This is a genomic window from Saccharopolyspora antimicrobica (assembly GCF_003635025.1).
GTDB classification, from domain to species: domain Bacteria; phylum Actinomycetota; class Actinomycetes; order Mycobacteriales; family Pseudonocardiaceae; genus Saccharopolyspora; species Saccharopolyspora antimicrobica.
In genome coordinates this window covers 3024445-3039254 of the sequence record NZ_RBXX01000002.1, presented here as the reverse complement: position 1 = coordinate 3039254, position 14810 = coordinate 3024445, and the positions used below count along the sequence as shown (strand labels likewise).

17 protein-coding genes are annotated in these 14810 nt (G+C 71.4%); 5 read left to right on the top strand and 12 right to left on the bottom strand.

All coding sequences use genetic code 11. The annotated features are described in order from the left end of the window. Positions 1-26 precede the first annotated feature (26 nt). The 5 genes from ATL45_RS14875 to purS all read right to left on the bottom strand — a co-directional run bounded on the left by ATL45_RS14875 (position 27) and on the right by purS (position 4997). A complete protein-coding gene (locus ATL45_RS14875; protein WP_093159187.1) occupies positions 27-812 on the bottom strand; it encodes a MerR family transcriptional regulator in 786 nt (261 codons plus the stop codon). Positions 813-851: 39 nt separating this feature from the next. Beyond that, the gene (locus tag ATL45_RS14870; RefSeq protein ID WP_093159296.1) at positions 852-1712 is read right to left on the bottom strand and encodes an alpha/beta fold hydrolase; all 861 of its coding nucleotides are present in this window, start codon (positions 1710-1712) and stop codon (positions 852-854) included. Between the two features lie 101 nt (positions 1713-1813). Beyond that, positions 1814-4093 carry a phosphoribosylformylglycinamidine synthase subunit PurL gene (gene purL, locus ATL45_RS14865; protein WP_093159184.1) on the bottom strand — a complete coding sequence of 760 codons (2280 nt, stop codon included), beginning with the start codon at positions 4091-4093 and terminating at the stop codon, positions 1814-1816. Further along, positions 4090-4761 (bottom strand): phosphoribosylformylglycinamidine synthase subunit PurQ, encoded by a 672-nt coding sequence (gene purQ / locus ATL45_RS14860; protein WP_093159182.1) that lies wholly within the window; start codon positions 4759-4761, stop codon positions 4090-4092. Before purQ ends, purL begins: the two co-directional genes overlap by 4 nt. Further along, on the bottom strand, positions 4758-4997 hold the full coding sequence (gene purS, locus ATL45_RS14855) for a phosphoribosylformylglycinamidine synthase subunit PurS (RefSeq protein ID WP_093159179.1): 240 nt from the start codon (positions 4995-4997) through the stop codon (positions 4758-4760). Before purS ends, purQ begins: the two co-directional genes overlap by 4 nt. Before the next feature lie 267 nt (positions 4998-5264). Here purS and ATL45_RS14850 point away from each other — a divergent pair, with 267 nt between their 5' ends. The 3 genes from ATL45_RS14850 (at position 5265) to ATL45_RS14840 (ending at position 7440) form a co-directional block, all read left to right on the top strand. After that, positions 5265-5663 (top strand): hypothetical protein, encoded by a 399-nt coding sequence (locus tag ATL45_RS14850; RefSeq protein ID WP_093159177.1) that lies wholly within the window; start codon positions 5265-5267, stop codon positions 5661-5663. Between the two features lie 109 nt (positions 5664-5772). Then, the gene (locus tag ATL45_RS14845; RefSeq protein ID WP_093159293.1) at positions 5773-6759 is read left to right on the top strand and encodes an NAD-dependent epimerase/dehydratase family protein; all 987 of its coding nucleotides are present in this window, start codon (positions 5773-5775) and stop codon (positions 6757-6759) included. A 45-nt stretch (positions 6760-6804) separates the two neighbouring features. After that, entirely contained in the window at positions 6805-7440 is a 636-nt protein-coding gene (locus tag ATL45_RS14840) for an MBL fold metallo-hydrolase (protein WP_093159174.1), read from the top strand. Positions 7441-7454: 14 nt separating this feature from the next. On the opposite strand, the gene ATL45_RS14835 is transcribed toward ATL45_RS14840, so the two are convergent. From ATL45_RS14835 to ATL45_RS14825, 3 genes are all read right to left on the bottom strand, one after another. Further along, a complete protein-coding gene (locus tag ATL45_RS14835) occupies positions 7455-7841 on the bottom strand; it encodes an ATPase (protein WP_246025351.1) in 387 nt (128 codons plus the stop codon). A gap of 111 nt (positions 7842-7952) precedes the next feature. Further along, the gene (locus tag ATL45_RS14830; protein ID WP_093159169.1) at positions 7953-8636 is read right to left on the bottom strand and encodes a DUF2334 domain-containing protein; all 684 of its coding nucleotides are present in this window, start codon (positions 8634-8636) and stop codon (positions 7953-7955) included. A gap of 323 nt (positions 8637-8959) precedes the next feature. Beyond that, positions 8960-9853, bottom strand: a complete 894-nt coding sequence (locus ATL45_RS14825; RefSeq protein ID WP_093159167.1) for a phosphoribosylaminoimidazolesuccinocarboxamide synthase — start codon at positions 9851-9853, stop codon at positions 8960-8962. 119 nt (positions 9854-9972) lie between these two features. Between ATL45_RS14825 and ATL45_RS14820 the strand changes: the two genes are divergently transcribed. Further along, entirely contained in the window at positions 9973-10623 is a 651-nt protein-coding gene (locus tag ATL45_RS14820; protein WP_093159164.1) for a TenA family protein, read from the top strand. A 40-nt stretch (positions 10624-10663) separates the two neighbouring features. On the opposite strand, the gene purB is transcribed toward ATL45_RS14820, so the two are convergent. The 4 genes from purB to ATL45_RS14800 all read right to left on the bottom strand — a co-directional run bounded on the left by purB (position 10664) and on the right by ATL45_RS14800 (position 14267). Further along, positions 10664-12097, bottom strand: a complete 1434-nt coding sequence (gene purB / locus ATL45_RS14815; RefSeq protein WP_093159291.1) for an adenylosuccinate lyase — start codon at positions 12095-12097, stop codon at positions 10664-10666. A 110-nt stretch (positions 12098-12207) separates the two neighbouring features. After that, entirely contained in the window at positions 12208-12849 is a 642-nt protein-coding gene (locus ATL45_RS14810; RefSeq protein ID WP_093159162.1) for a hypothetical protein, read from the bottom strand. Between the two features lie 51 nt (positions 12850-12900). Then, complete coding sequence (locus tag ATL45_RS14805; protein WP_093159160.1) at positions 12901-13725, bottom strand: hypothetical protein; 825 nt, start codon at positions 13723-13725, stop codon at positions 12901-12903. Next, on the bottom strand, positions 13725-14267 hold the full coding sequence (locus ATL45_RS14800) for an RNA polymerase sigma factor (protein ID WP_093159157.1): 543 nt from the start codon (positions 14265-14267) through the stop codon (positions 13725-13727). The genes ATL45_RS14805 and ATL45_RS14800 overlap by 1 nt, the downstream gene beginning before the upstream one ends. Before the next feature lie 227 nt (positions 14268-14494). On the opposite strand from ATL45_RS14800, the gene ATL45_RS14795 reads away from it, so the two are divergent. Continuing rightward, entirely contained in the window at positions 14495-14761 is a 267-nt protein-coding gene (locus ATL45_RS14795) for a hypothetical protein (RefSeq protein WP_177242095.1), read from the top strand. The last annotated feature ends 49 nt before the right edge of the window (positions 14762-14810 follow it).

Here is a 14810-nt window from a genome sequence, read left to right as displayed (position 1 = left end):
CGTGAAAGGCACCGCAACTTGCTTGCCTAAAGGTGCCCTCGTTCGGGGACCACTCGCTCGAGCTTGGTCCAGCCGGTCCAGCCTCGCTGCTTCAGCAGCTCGATCAGTCGCCGGGCCGGCGGCGCGGCGGCGAATGCCAGTGCGTCCATCAGCTCGGCGAACGGTGGCTCGACATCGGAGTTGTCGACGTAGTCCTCACCTCGCTCGTCGGCCAGCCGGGTGATGTAGTCGGCCAGCCGGTCGGCCACCTCGACCAGTCGCGGGTCGTCGTCGGTCCGGTCAAGAGCCCGGCCCAAGGCGAGGTAGAAGTCGATGAGCTGCGGGTCGGCGATCTGCTCCTGCTTGCGCGCCACCCACTCCGGGACTCGCTCGGGCGAGTGCGCGACCAGCGGGATCCAGCCGTCCCGTTCGACCTGGACGATCCGCTCGTCGACCCCGAGCGCCCGCAGGTGGTCGAGGAACTCGACCACCTGCGACGGCAGCGCCAGGTTGTCCCCGGCGGCGAGGCGGGCGATCCGCTCCCGGTGCCGCTGCCGCTCCCGGATCTCCGTCCGCAGCCGCTCGTCGATGTCGGCCACCGCCGCGGCGAACTCCTCCTCGTCGGCTTCCAGCAGCTCCCGCACGCGCGCCAGCGGGACCCCGGCCCCGGCGAGGGTCCGGATCCTGATCAGCTCGACCACGGCGCCGGCGTCGTACCTCCGGTAGCCGGAGTGGTCCCGCTCCGGCTCCGGCAGCAGTCCCCTGTCGTGGTAGTGCCTCACCGCGCGCACCGTCACTCCGGCGTACGACGCCAGCTCGCCGATGGTCAGCATCCGACCAGCCTCCTAGCAGCAAGAAGTCGCGTGACCGGCTCAGCTCCATGCGCTCCCGATGATCCGGGCGACTTGCGGGGCGTGGGTGAAGACCAGCCGGTGATCGGCGTCGAGCCAGGACGTGGAGACGTGCGGTCGCTCGTGGACGAGCCGCTCGACGCCGGCACGCCAGTTCTGATTGCGCCGCAGTGCGCGCCCTTCGCCGCTGTCTCCGGCCATCGAGGCCGACATGACCATGGTGATCGGGCAGTCGGTCTTCCGGTACCGGTCGAGGATTTCGGAGCGGACCACATCGATCTCGAGATTCAGGTCGAGAATTTCCCGTGCGGTGAGCAGCACCTGACGCTCGGTGCCCCGCTCAGCCTCGTGCTGCGTCGCCAGTTCCTCCCACATCGTGCGGAACTCCGGCAGCTCGGACTCGGTGATGAACGGTTCGGGCACCGGGTTCGCCCCATCGATGAGAACGAGCCCGGCGACGGTGTCCGGATGCTCGGAGGCGTAGTGCACGACCAGATCCGCGCCCAGCGAGTAGCCCACGAGCACGGGCGCCGAGGGCAGGTCGAGGCCCGCCATCACGGCGACGAGGTCGCTGAGGAACGCCTCGAAGGAGTACTGCTCGGCGGCCGAGGCGAGGCCATGCCCCCTGAGGTCGAAGGTCACCAAGTCGTGGTCGCGCCGCAGCAGCTCGGTCAGCTCGTGCAGATCGGCCTGCGTCGTGTTCAGCCCAGGGCACAGGACCAGCGGTCGTCCCCGTCCGCCGCGAGACACCGGGATCGTGACACCGTCGTGGTGCACCGGGAAGTGCCGCATCGTCCTGTCGCCTCTCCCGGCCCGCTCACCGTCATCGCCGTGCGGATCGGGCGATCCGGCCACCTCGATCGCACTGGTACTCGTGGTCATGACGACCATGCTGCGAGGTTGCCCCTGCGTGAGGGTCAACTGCCGGGGTAGCCGAAGGGCCTCTTCGAGGCGACTCGAAGAGGCCCTTCACCGGAAAACGATCAGCCGAACAGCTTGGGGAGGGTGCCCTCCCAGGCCTCGCGGAGCTCCGGCAGCGGGATGTTCGCGACGTCCTGGATGTCCAGGGACTTCTCGCCCGCGTCGGCGACACCGACCTTGGACCACGGCAGACCGCGGGCCGTGCACATGTCGGTGAAGCGGGTCTCCTCGCTGCGCGGGACCGCCACCAGGACGCGACCCGCCGACTCGGAGAACAGCCAGACGAACGGGTCCGCGCCCTCGGGCAGGACCACGCGGGCACCGCACTCGCCGACCAGCGCCGTCTCCACCAGCGCCTGCGCCAGGCCGCCCTCGGAGAGGTCGTGCGCCGCCGAGATCATGCCGTCGCGGGAGCCCGCGACCAGGATCTCCGCCAGCAGCTTCTCGCGCGCCAGGTCGACCTTCGGCGGCACACCGCCGAGGTGGTCGTGCACCACGCGAGCCCACTCCGAGCCGCCGAACTCCTCGCGCGTCTCGCCGAGCAGCAGCAGCGTCTCGCCGTCCTCGCCGCCGATGCCGGTGGGGATGCGGCGGGTCACGTCGTCGATCGTGCCCAGCACGCCGACCACCGGGGTCGGCAGGATCGCCTTGGAGCCGGTCTGGTTGTAGAAGCTGACGTTGCCGCCGGTCACCGGGATGCCGAGCTCCTTGCAGGCGTCGGCCAGGCCGCGCACCGCCTGCTGGAACTGCCACATCACGCCCGGGTCCTCCGGCGAACCGAAGTTCAGGCAGTTGGTGACCGCCACCGGCGTCGCACCGGTGGTCGCCACGTTGCGGTAGGCCTCCGCCAGCGCCAGCTGCGCGCCCGCGTACGGGTCGAGCCGGGTGTAGCGGGAGTTGCAGTCGGTGGAGATCGCGATGCCGCGACCGGTCTCCTCGTCGATGCGCAGCACACCGCCGTCCGACGGCTGCGCCAGCACGGTGTTGCCGCGGACGTAGCGGTCGTACTGGTCGGTGACCCACGCGCGGGAGCACAGGTTCGGCGAGGCCGCCATCCGCAGGATCGTCTCGCGCAGTTCGTCCTTCGTGGACGGACGGGCCAGCGTGCTCGCGCTGTCCGCGGCGATCAGGTCCTGCTCGGCGGGCCGCTCGACCGGGCGCTCGTAGACCGGGCCCTCGTGCGCGACGGTGCGCGGCGGCACGTCCACCACGAGCTCGCCGTGCCAGTAGATCTCCAGGTTCTCGCCGTCGGTGACCTCACCGATCACGGTGGCGGTGACGTCCCACTTCCGGCAGACCTCCAGGAATGCGTCCACGTTGGACGGTTCCACCACGGCGCACATCCGCTCCTGCGACTCGCTGGAGAGGATCTCGGCGGCCGTCATGCCGGTGGCGCGCAGCGGGACCTGGTCCAGGTCGACGCGCATGCCGCCGTCACCGGCCGAGGCCAGCTCCGAGGTGGCGCAGGACAGGCCCGCGCCGCCCAGGTCCTGGATGCCCACGACCAGGCCGGCGTGGTACAGGTCCAGGCAGCACTCGATGAGCACCTTCTCGGCGAACGGGTCGCCGACCTGGACGCTCGGCAGCTTCTTGCGGCCCGCACCGGTCTCGTCGCTGTCGAAGGTCTCCGAGGCCAGCACCGACACGCCGCCGATGCCGTCCAGCCCGGTGCGCGCACCGAACAGGATGATCTTGTTGCCCTTGCCGCTGGCGTGCGCCAGGTGCAGGTCCTCGACCTTCATCACGCCCACGCACATGGCGTTGACCAGCGGGTTCCCGCTGTAGCACTCGTCGAAGACGACCTCGCCGCCGATGTTCGGCAGGCCCAGGCAGTTGCCGTAGCTGCCGACGCCGGACACCACACCGGGCAGCACCCGCTTGGTGTCCTCCGCGTCGGCCGGGCCGAAGCGCAGCGGGTCGGCCACCGCGACCGGGCGCGCGCCCATCGCCATGATGTCGCGGACGATGCCGCCGACACCGGTCGCCGCGCCCTGGTGCGGCTCGACGTAGGACGGGTGGTTGTGGCTCTCCAGCTTGAACGTCACCGCCCAGCCGTCGCCGATGTCCACCACGCCGGCGTTCTCGCCGATGCCCGCGAGCATCTTCTCGCGCATCTCGTCGGTGGTGGTCTCGCCGAAGTACTTCAGGTGCACCTTCGACGACTTGTAGGAGCAGTGCTCGCTCCACATCACCGAGTACATGGCCAGCTCGGCGTCGGTGGGCCTGCGGCCCAGGATCTCGCGGATCCGGGCGTACTCGTCGTCCTTCAGCCCCAGCTCGCGGTACGGCTGGTCGGTCTCGGGAGTGGTTTTCGCCTGCTCGACGGTGTCGATGTTGGTCACGCTGCCACCAGTGCATCCAGAACGGACAGGAACATGCCGAGGCCGTCGTCGGTGGGGCCGGTCAGCGGGTCGATCGCGTGCTCGGGGTGCGGCATCATGCCCGCCACCCGGCCGCGCGCGTCGGTGATGCCCGCGATCCCGCGCTGCGAACCGTTCGGGTTCTCGCCCGCGTAGCGGAACAGCACCCGGCCTTCGCCCTCCAGCTCGTCGAGGACGGCCTCGTCGGCCATGTAGTTGCCCTCGCCGTGCTTGATCGGGATCAGCAGCTCGGCACCGGCGTCGTAGCGGGTGGTCCACGCGCTGCTGTTGTTCTCCACCCGCAACCACTGGTCGCGGCAGACGTAGTGCAGGCCCGCGTTGCGGGTCAGCACGCCGGGCAGCAGCCCGGACTCGCACAGGATCTGGAAGCCGTTGCACACGCCGAGCACCGGCATGCCCTTGCGGGCGGCTTCCACCACCTCGGTCATCACCGGGGCGAACTTGGCGATCGCGCCGCAGCGCAGGTAGTCGCCGTAGGAGAAGCCGCCGGGCACGACCACCGCGTCGACGCCCTTGAGGTCGTGATCGGCGTGCCAGAGGGCGACGGACTCGGCACCGGCGCGGCGCACCGCGCGGGCGGCGTCGACGTCATCGAGGGTGCCGGGGAAGGTGATGACGCCAATCTTCATGCGTCCACCCTACGGACGGTCCAGTCCTCGATGACCGGGTTGGCCAGCAGCGTTTCGGCGATCTTGGCGAGCGTGTCGTCGTCGACGTCGTCGGCGACCTCCAGCTCGAAACGCTTCCCCTGGCGGACTTCGGCGATCCCTTCGAACCCGAGCCGCGGCAGCGCATTGGCCACCGCCTGCCCCTGCGGGTCGAGGATCTCCTGCTTCGGCATGACGTCGACAACGACTCGGGCCACGGGTGCTGCTCCCGGTTTCAGTGCAGATCCGCCAGGACCCCGGCGGATGGCCAGCAGTACTGGCGCAGCGTAACTGAGCTGGGAGTTCACCATGCCGGGCAGGGGCGGCGGGTGCGGTGTGGCTCACCACATGCCGCCCGCGATGTGTCTTCCGTCACATATTTCACACATTGTTTAAACCTTTGGCCCCGAACGCCGTCTATCAGGGAGGGCACCGAGGGGAGGTGCCCGGTGTTGATCGAAAGTCACTGAGGGGAACGCATTCCGATGCGCACATTCAAGACGTTGCTGGGGGCGGCGCTGCTCGCCGGACTCGCCCTGACCACGACCGTCCCGGCCACCGCCGCACCGAGCACCGAGGCGGTCCGGGTCGCCGAGCAGCCGCGGTTCACCGCTGACAAGTCCCAGGTCCGGGCCGGGAACACGCTGGTCATGCGGCTCGACCACGGGCTGGAGGGCGTCAGCTGGATCTCCTCCGCCGCGTTCGTGCGCAACCGCGAGCACCCGGTGGGAGCCGACGAGGGCCTGGCCGAGGTGGTCGCCGACCGCGACGGCGTCGCCGAGGCGGTGGCGACCATCGCCGACGTGCCGCCCGGTCAGTACTCGGTGCACACCCGCATCGGCGGCGGGGCCGGGCCGACGATGACCATCACCGTCACCGGCTGAGCGCGGGTCGTGAGCGTTTCGGGGCGTTCCGGTGCCCCGAAGCGCTCACGGCGTTCACCGGTAGCGAGATCCGTCGCCTCGCCCGGGTTTTTCCGGAAGTGTGCTGGCCATGCGGATCTTGGTCCTGGGTGGAACGGTCTTCGTCGGGCACGCCGTCGCGGCGGCGGCCCTGGAGCGCGGGCACGAGGTCGTCTGCGCGGCGCGCGGCACGAGCGGCGACGTGCCGGACGGCGCGGAGCTGGCGGTCGTGGACCGGGCGGAAGGGCTCGGCGCGCTGGCCGGGCAGCGGTTCGACGCGGTCGTCGACGTCGCGCGGAACTACCGGTGGGTGCGCGAGGCGCTGGAGGCCGTGGACGCCGGGCACTGGACGTTCGTGTCCACGATCAACGTCTACGCGAACAACGCAGCGACCGGTCAGAGCACCGATGCGCCGCTGCTGGAGCCGATCACCGACTCCGCCGACACCAGCACTCCCGAGTCCTACGGCAGGATCAAGGTGGCCTGCGAGAACGCGGTGCGGGAGGCGATGGGCGAGCGCGCGTTCGTGGTCCGCCCCGGCCTGATCACCGGGCCGAACGATCCCTCCGACCGCTTCGGCTACTGGCCGCTGCGGATGTCGCGCGGCGGGCGGGTGCTCGTGCCGGACACTCCCGGCACGCCGTCCCAGCACATCGACGTGCGCGACCTGGCCGACTGGATCGTCACGGCCGCGGAGCGCGGCCTCGCAGGCACCTTCGACGGCATCGGCCCGGCCACCGCGCTGGACGCGCTGCTGAAGGAGATCGCCAGGGTCGTCGCGCCGGCCGGTACCGAGCTCGCGGCCGTCGCGCCCGAGGCGCTCGACGAAGCCGGGGTGCAGCGCTGGAGCGGGCCGAAGTCGCTGCCGCTGTGGATCCCGGACGGCTACGACGGCTTCGCCTCGCACGACGCCGCGCCCTCGCTGGCCGCCGGGCTGCGCATCCGGCCGCTGGCCGAGACGGTGACGGCCGCGCTGGAGAGCGAGCGCACGCGCGGGGCCGACCGCGAGCGCAAGGCCGGGCTGACCCCGGCCGAGGAGACCGAGCTGCTCGGCACGCTGCCGCACCGGCTCTGGTGAGGAGTGCGAGAGTGGTCGGGGCACCGGCTCTCGAGGAGGAACACCGTGCAGATCACCCACTTCGGACACTCGTGCGTGCTGGTCGAGACCGGATCGGCGCGGCTGCTGATCGACCCCGGCACCTTCTCCGCGGACTTCGAGGACCTGCGCGAGCTGGACGCCGTGCTGGTCACCCACCAGCACCCCGACCACCTCGACCTGGAGCGGCTGCCCGCGCTGCTGGCGGCCAACCCGGACGCCCGCCTGGTGGTCGACCCGGGTTCGGTGGCGTCGATCGCCGAACGCGGGTTGTCGGCGACCACGGCCCGGCCCGGTGACGTGATCGAGCTGGGCGGCGCGGCGGTCAACGTCGTCGGCGGCGAGCACGCGGTGATCCACCCGGACATCCCGGTGGTCGACAACATCGGCTACGTCGTCGACCACGGCGCGTTCTACCACCCCGGCGACTCGTTCTTCGTGCCGGAGCAGCGCATCGACGTGCTCGGCCTGCCGACCGCGGCGCCGTGGCTGAAGCTCTCCGAGGCGATCGACTTCCTGCGCGCGGTGGCACCCCGGACGGCGGTGCCGATCCACGAGGCGGTGCTGGCCGTGCCGCAGATGCACTACCGGATGTTCGAGCAGCTCGGCCCGGAGGGCACGGCGGTCGAGGTCCTCACCAAGGGCACCCCGACCGGCCTCTGAGCGGTCGCCGCGGCTCAGTCGTCGTCGCGGTCGTCGACGTCGTGCACGTCGTCGCGGTCGTCCGCGTCGTCGTGGTCATCGACGTCGTCGTGGTCGAACCGGTCGTCGCAGTCGTCGTCGAACCGGTCGTCGTCGAACCGGTCGTCGTCGAACCGGTCATCGCGGTCGTCGAACCGGTCGTCGTCGAACCGGTCGTCCCGGTCGTCGAACTGGTCGTCCAGGTCGTCATCGACGCACACGGGCGCCGGCTGGTCGGGGTTCGGCACCTGTGCCGGGGCCGGGGCCGTGGGGAGCGGCGCCGGGGCCGGGGCCTGCTCCGCCGCGCCGGCCAGGGCCACGCCCGTGCCGCCGAGCCCGAGCACCGCCACCGCCGCGCCCGCCACCAGCCAGCTCCGCTTCATCGTCCGCATCGTTCCGCTGCCTCTCGTTCGGCTCTCTCCTTGACTGAAACCAGCTTCGGTGCCGAGCGTGAGGCAGCCCTGAAGGAGCGATGAAGGGATCCTCATCGGACTTCACAGTCCGCCGGGCGCTCCGAACGAGGCATAGGTGACCGGTCGTGCGCCGTGGTGCAGCGCCAGGTCGATCGCGTCCAGAACCGCTTGCCGCGCAGCGGGTTTGCGCAGCACCGCGGAGTCCACCGCGAGCCGCACCGGACGTCCCAGCCGGGCCGCCCGCCCGGCGCCGAGCACCAGCGCGCGGCACCACCAGGGCTCGGCGCGCTCACCCGGTCCGATCATGCGGATGCGTCCCCGGTGCACCCGGCCGGTGGCGAGCTCCCGCACCGCCATCGCGTCCGCGCACACCGAGAAGCCGCGCCGGCGCAGGGCGGTGATGGTGCCCGGCGAACCGAACCACCGCGTCGGGATGAAGGTCTTGGTCCGCAGCCCGAGCCGTTCCAGGACCGCGGCGGCGGCGACCAGGTGCAGCCCGGCCTCGTGCGCGGGCAGCCCGGCGGCCGGGGCGAGCCGGGCCCGCAGTCCCGGCGCGGTGCGGGCGAACCCGTGCAGGCTCACCACGTCACGACCGGCCACCCGTCCGGCGATCCAGTCGAGCACGGCGCTCGGCGGGGCCGGGCGCGGCGGGATCAGCAGCGACAACGGCACGGCGCGCCGGTCCAGGTCGGCGCCGAACTCGACGCACCGGTCCAGCACCTGGACGTCGAGTCCGGACAACGACACCACCAGCGGCGGGCTCACGAGGACTCATTGCGCCCGCTCCGGATGTCCGCCACCTGACGACGAGATGACCCCCCGGCGCAAATCCGGCGAACCTCCACGCCCCGCGAGTCGGGATCCACGCAATTTCAATTGAAATCGAAGATCCGATTTCAATTGAAATTGCAGACCCTCCGGCGTGTCGTCGCCCGACACGCCGGAGGTTGTGGGCACCTTCCCGCGATTTCAATGGAAATCAGACGTCCAATTTCCATTGAAATCGCATCCCACCGGCACCGGGCCGAGGGGGAGCCGGGGTCGGGTGAGGCAGAGCCGGGGCACGTCGATCGGGGATCGGAAGAGGGTCAGGCGTCCGGGGTGGGCCAGTCGGCGAAGGAACGGCCGGTGATGCGCTCGTAGGCCTCGACGTAGCGGTCGCGGGTCGCCGCGATGACGTCGGCGGGCAGCGACGGCGGCGGGGTGTCCGAGGCGCGGTCCCAGCCGGAGGCCGGCGAGGTCAGCCAGTTGCGCACGTACTGCTTGTCGAACGACGGCTGGACCTGGCCCGGCCGGTAGCCGTCGGCAGGCCAGTAGCGCGAGGAGTCCGGCGTCAGCACCTCGTCGCCCAGCACCAGCGAACCGTCGGGCGCCAGACCGAACTCGAACTTGGTGTCGGCCAGGATCACGCCCCGGCTGCGCGCGTGCTCCGCCGCCCGCTCGTACACCCGCAGCGTCACCTCGCGCAGCTGCTCGGCGCGCTCCGCGCCCAGCTGCGCGGCGACCGCGTCGAAGCTGATGTTCTCGTCGTGGTCGCCGAGCTCCGCCTTGGTGGCCGGGGTGAAGATCGGTTCCGGGAGCTGCGAGGCCTCGACCAGCCCGGCGGGCAGCTCGACCCCGCACACCGCACCGGTGCGCTGGTAGTCGGCCAGCCCGGAACCGGTGAGGTAGCCGCGCGCGACGCACTCGACCGGCAGCATCTCCAGCCGCCGCACCAGCAGCGCGCGGCCGCGCACCTCACCGGGGATGCGCGGGTCGTCCGCGCTGACCAGGTGGTTCGGCACCAGGTCGGCGAGCAGCTCGAACCAGTACACGCTCATCGCGGTGAGCACCCGGCCCTTGTCCGGGATCGGCGTGTCCAGCACGTGGTCGTACGCCGAGAGGCGGTCGGAGGCGACCAGCAGCAGGTGTTCGTCGTCCACGGCGTGCAGCTGGCGGACCTTGCCCGCTGCGATCTGGGGGTAATCGGCGAGTGCAACCACGTGCTGATTCTCCCCCACCAGTCCGCGCGCTCCCGCCGGTGGTACGAGTTGGCGAGGACAGCCGCGGCGTGGCGTAGTGGACGCACCACGCCGGACGCCCGGCGGACAGGAGGACTTCCGTGACCGAGACCTTCACCGACTGGCTCCGCCAGCGCAGCGAGCCCGACTGGACGGCGGTGATCGGGCACCCGTTCACCCAGGCCCTGTTCACCGGGCAGGTGCCAGCCGATTCGATGCGCTCCTACCTGGTGCAGGACTTCCAGTTCGTGGACGACTTCCTGGCGCTGCTCGGCTCCGGGATCGCCAAGGCCGACCGCTACTCCTCCCGGCTGGCGATCGCGGGCAGCGTCGGCGTGGTCACCAGCGAGGAGAACACCTACTTCCGGCGCGCGTTCGACGCGCTGGGCGTCGGCGAGTCCGACCGGGTGCGCCCGGAGCTGGACGAGGCGACGGTGGCGTTCCGGGAGCTGATGCGGGACGCCAACGAGCGCGGCAGCTACGCCGAGGTCCTGACGGTGCTGACCGTCGCGGAGTGGTCCTACCTCGAGTGGGCCGTGCGGGCGCCGGATGCGCTGCCGGACGACTTCGTGCACTCGGAGTGGATCACGCTGCACAACAACCCGGACTTCCAGGCGTGGGTGCGCTGGCTGCGCGGCGAGCTGGACCGGGTGGGCGCGGAGCTGGACGAGCGCGAGCGGGCCCGCTGCCTGCGCCTGTTCCAGCAGGCCACCCGCTGCGAGCTGGACTTCTTCAACGCCCACTGGCCGTGAGCGCCTCGGGGCGCTGCCCCGAAGCGCTCACGGCGGGGACTCAGAGGATGTCGGCGGGGCGGTAGGCCGCGGCCTCGGGGTAGCGGGCGGTGATCTCCTCGATCTGCGCCGCCACCTCGCCGACCTGCGCCGCCGCCGCGCCGGTGAAGGCGAGGCGGTCCGCCAGCAGCTCTTCGAGCTGGTCACGGGTCAGCGGCAGGCGATCGTCGGCGGCCAGCCGGTCGAGCAGGTCGTTGCGCTCCGCGCCCTGCTCGCGCATGGCCAGCGCCACCGCGACCGCGTTCTCCTTGATCGCCTCGTGCGCGGTCTCCCGGCCGACACCGGCCCGCACCGCCGCCATCAAGACCTTCGTGGTCGCCAGGAACGGCAGGTAGCGGTCCAGCTCGCGGGCCACCACCGCCGGGAAGGCACCGAACTCGTCCAGCACCGTCAGGAACGTCTCGAGCAGCCCGTCGAAGGCGAAGAACGCGTCCGGCAGCGCCACCCGGCGCACCACCGAGCAGGACACGTCGCCCTCGTTCCACTGGTCACCGGCCAGCTCGCCGGTCATCGAGACGTAGCCGCGCAGGATCACCGCGAGGCCGTTGACCCGCTCGCAGGAGCGGGTGTTCATCTTGTGCGGCATCGCGCTGGAGCCGACCTGGCCGGGCTTGAAGCCCTCGGTGACCAGCTCGTGCCCGGCCATCAGCCGGATCGTGGTGGCCACGTTGGACGGCGCGGCGGCCAGCTGCGCCAGCGCGGACAGCACCTCGAAGTCCAGCGAGCGCGGGTAGACCTGGCCGACGCTGGTCAGCGTCCGGCCGAAGCCCAGGTGCCCGGCCACCCGGCGCTCCAGCTCGGAGAGCTTCCCGGCGTCACCGCCGAGCAGGTCGAGCATGTCCTGCGCGGTGCCGACCGGGCCCTTGATGCCGCGCAGCGGGTAGCGGGCGAGCAGCTCCTCCAGCCGGTGGAAGCCGACCAGCAGCTCGTCGGCGGCCGTCGCGAAGCGCTTGCCAAGGGTGGTCGCCTGGGCGGCGACGTTGTGCGAGCGCCCGGCCATCACCAGCTCGGCGTGCTCGGCGGCGAGCTGCCCCAGCCGCGCCAGGACCGCGACGGTGCGGTCGCGCACCAGCTCCAGGCTGCGGCGGATCTGCAGCTGCTCGACGTTCTCGGTCAGGTCCCGCGAGGTCATGCCCTTGTGGATCTGCTCGTGACCGGCGAGCGCGTTGAACTCCTCGATGCGGGCCTTCACGTCGTGCCGGGTGACCCGCTCGCGCGCGGCGATGGACTCCAGGTCGACCTGCTCCAGCACCCGCTCGTAGTCGGCGAGCGCCGACTCGGGGACCTCGATGCCGAGGTCGGCCTGGGCGCGCAGCACCGCGAGCCACAGCTTGCGCTCCAGGATGATCTTGTGCTGCGGCGACCACAGCTCGACCAGCTCGGGCGAGGCGTAGCGGGCGGCGAGGACGTTCGGAATGCTGGGCTTGACCGTCACGAACACGCAGGATACCGGCGCATTGCCGCCGTTCGGCCCACCCCACCTCCCGCCGGGTGCGGGAGGTGGGGTGCGGCGATTTCGCGCGGAACCGCCACCCGGCGCACCGGTCAGCGGTAGGCGAGATCGGGGTCGGTGGCGAGCACGTCGAGCTGGTCGAACGGGACCGCCACCTCCGGCCGCGGGTTCGGGTCCTGCTGGTCGTCAATGATCGGGTCGTAGCTGTAGCTGCTGACCATCGTGACGCTGCCGTCGAGCTTGAAGTGCATCGAGGTGGCCACCCGGAACGGGTCGTCGGCGGCCTCCGGGTAGATCCGGTGCAGCAGCACCGAACCGTCGTCCAGCAGGGTGCCTTCGCAGAGCGCGACGTTGTCCTGCTCGCACGTCTGCTTCGGTGACTTGTAGATGACGCCCGGCGCGTTGTACTGGTAGGTCACCGCCGTGCGGCCCTCCTCGACGCGGAACACGGTGTTGCCGTAGAGGGCGCCGTCGAAGATCAGCGACGGTTTGCTCGTCGTCGGGTCCACCGCCTGCGGCACCACGTCCGGGAAGACGTCCTGCGCGTGCTGCTGCAGCTCGGTCGCGATCCGGTCGATCTCCTCGGGGCTGTGGTTCGGCGGCGTGGTCCCGACCGGCGGCCACTGGATGTCCGGGACGTCAGCAGGGGCGGCAGCGGCGGTGAACGGGGTCGCCAGGACAGCTGCGGCCACGGCGAACGCGGCGGTCAGCCGTGCGGTGGTTCGAGCAGACATCGATTTCCTCTCCGTGGTGTGCGGGTCCGCGAGTGCTCGCGGGAGTCGGGGTCAGCGGCTCAGGGAGAGCTGCGGATCGGTCGCCAGGGCGATGAGCTCGGCCAGGTCCATCGGCGGCTGCGCCAAGCCGCTCGCGGGGGAGATCCCGTCCGGGTGCGCCGTGCTGGTGTCGAAGGAAGCGGTGACCGACACGACCGTGCCGTCCACGCGGAAGTGCCGGACGACGTGGTGCGACGCCCCGGCCGCCGAGGGCAGCCCGAGCGAGCTGTCCACCGCGATCGATCCATCGGCCAGGACGTGCTGCTCGCAGTGCCGGGTGGCGGGCTGCCCGTCCCCGCACGCCTGGTCCGGCGGGGCCAGCACGGTGCCGGGTCCGAGCACCGCCACGTCCACCAGCACCGGCAGGACCGATCCCTGCGCGACGGCCCGGCGGAACCCGGCGCGCACGGTGACGGTCGCCGGGGGCTCGGTGCCGAAGCCCGGGCCGAGCCCGTGCTGCTGCTCGGTGCTGATGTCGCGGGCACCGGGGACGGTGCGGGACATCGACTCGGCCAAATGGAGCTCGATCTGCTCGCCGCGGGCGATCAGCTGCGGCTCGGGCAGCTCCACCCGGACCATGCCCGCCGGCGGCCAGCTGATCGGTTCGACGGCGTCGACGCGCGGCGTCGCCGGGGGAACCGCGCGGGGCCCGAGCACACCGGGCAGCGCCGCCGCCCCGGCCGCGACGACCAGGGTGGCCACCGCCGCGCCGATGACGGCACGTCGTCTGCGCTGCCGCCGCTTGCCCTCGGCGGCCACGGCGTCGGGGTCGATACCCAGCGGCGGTTCGTCCGCGACGGCGGCTCGCAGGCTCTCGCGCAGCAGTTCTTCCGACATCACCGGCTCCTCCTCGCAACCGCCCGGGCCAAGTCCGGATCGGACTCGGCGATCGCGGCGCGCAGGTTCTGCAGCCCGCGCGACGCCTGGCTCTTGACCGTGCCTTCGGAACACCCCAGCGCGGCGGCGACTTCGGCCGTCGGCAGGTCTTCCCAGTAACGCAGGACGAGCACCGCGCGCTGCCGCGGCGGGACCTCGGCCAGCGCGCGCAGCACGGCGTCGCGGCGCCAGGCCCGCTGGCCGAGCACGGCGGGATCCCCCGCGGCGTCGCCCGTTTCCGGCGGATCGGCGTCGTTGCGCTCGGCTCGGCGCCACGGTCGGCGACGCTCGTCCAGCCACACCCGCAGCAGGGCCCGACGCGCGTACGAATCCACTGTGGACAAATCCACGCGGCGCCAGGCCCTGTAGAGCTTGAGCAGCGTGTTCTGCACGAGGTCCTCGGCCAGGTGCCAATCACCGCAGAGCAGGTACGCCGAACGGCGCAACCACAGCGCGCGTTCCCCGGCGAACTCGCGGAACGCCCGTTCCTGTTCGGCTCGCATAGAGCTCGTCCCCTTTCCGCGCCCCGCCGCTCTATACGCAGCCGTTCCGCGCGGGGTTGCACCGTCGATCACCCGTTCGGACAACAGGCGGGAAAGGGACACTCCGGTTCGCAAGATCAGCTGTGCGTTGCTTTAAGCGGACCTCAATACCCCCGGCGGTGGTGGCCATGGCAACGTCCAGACCAATATCGTTGGTTCGCGGCGACTTAGGAGCGAGGCGCAACAGCATGGAAATCGACGTGTTCGGCGACGAACGGCAGGACGTGTTCTGGATCGTCGGGTTGGGCCTGGCCCAGCGGCACGCCACCACCATGCGTCCCGGCGCGGTGTACGCAGGTCAGGTCGTCCCGGCGCTGTGCGCGACCGAGCTGAAGATCCCGCAGCCCACCCCGATCGGCCGCGACCCGCGCTCGAAGCCCATCACCGACAAGTGCCCGGACTGCGCCGAACGCATCGCCGAAGGCGAGTTCACCGAAACCACCTGGGACTTTTGACTACCGGATCCACCGGCAGGCGGCCGGACGCGCCCGGAAAAGAGATCGC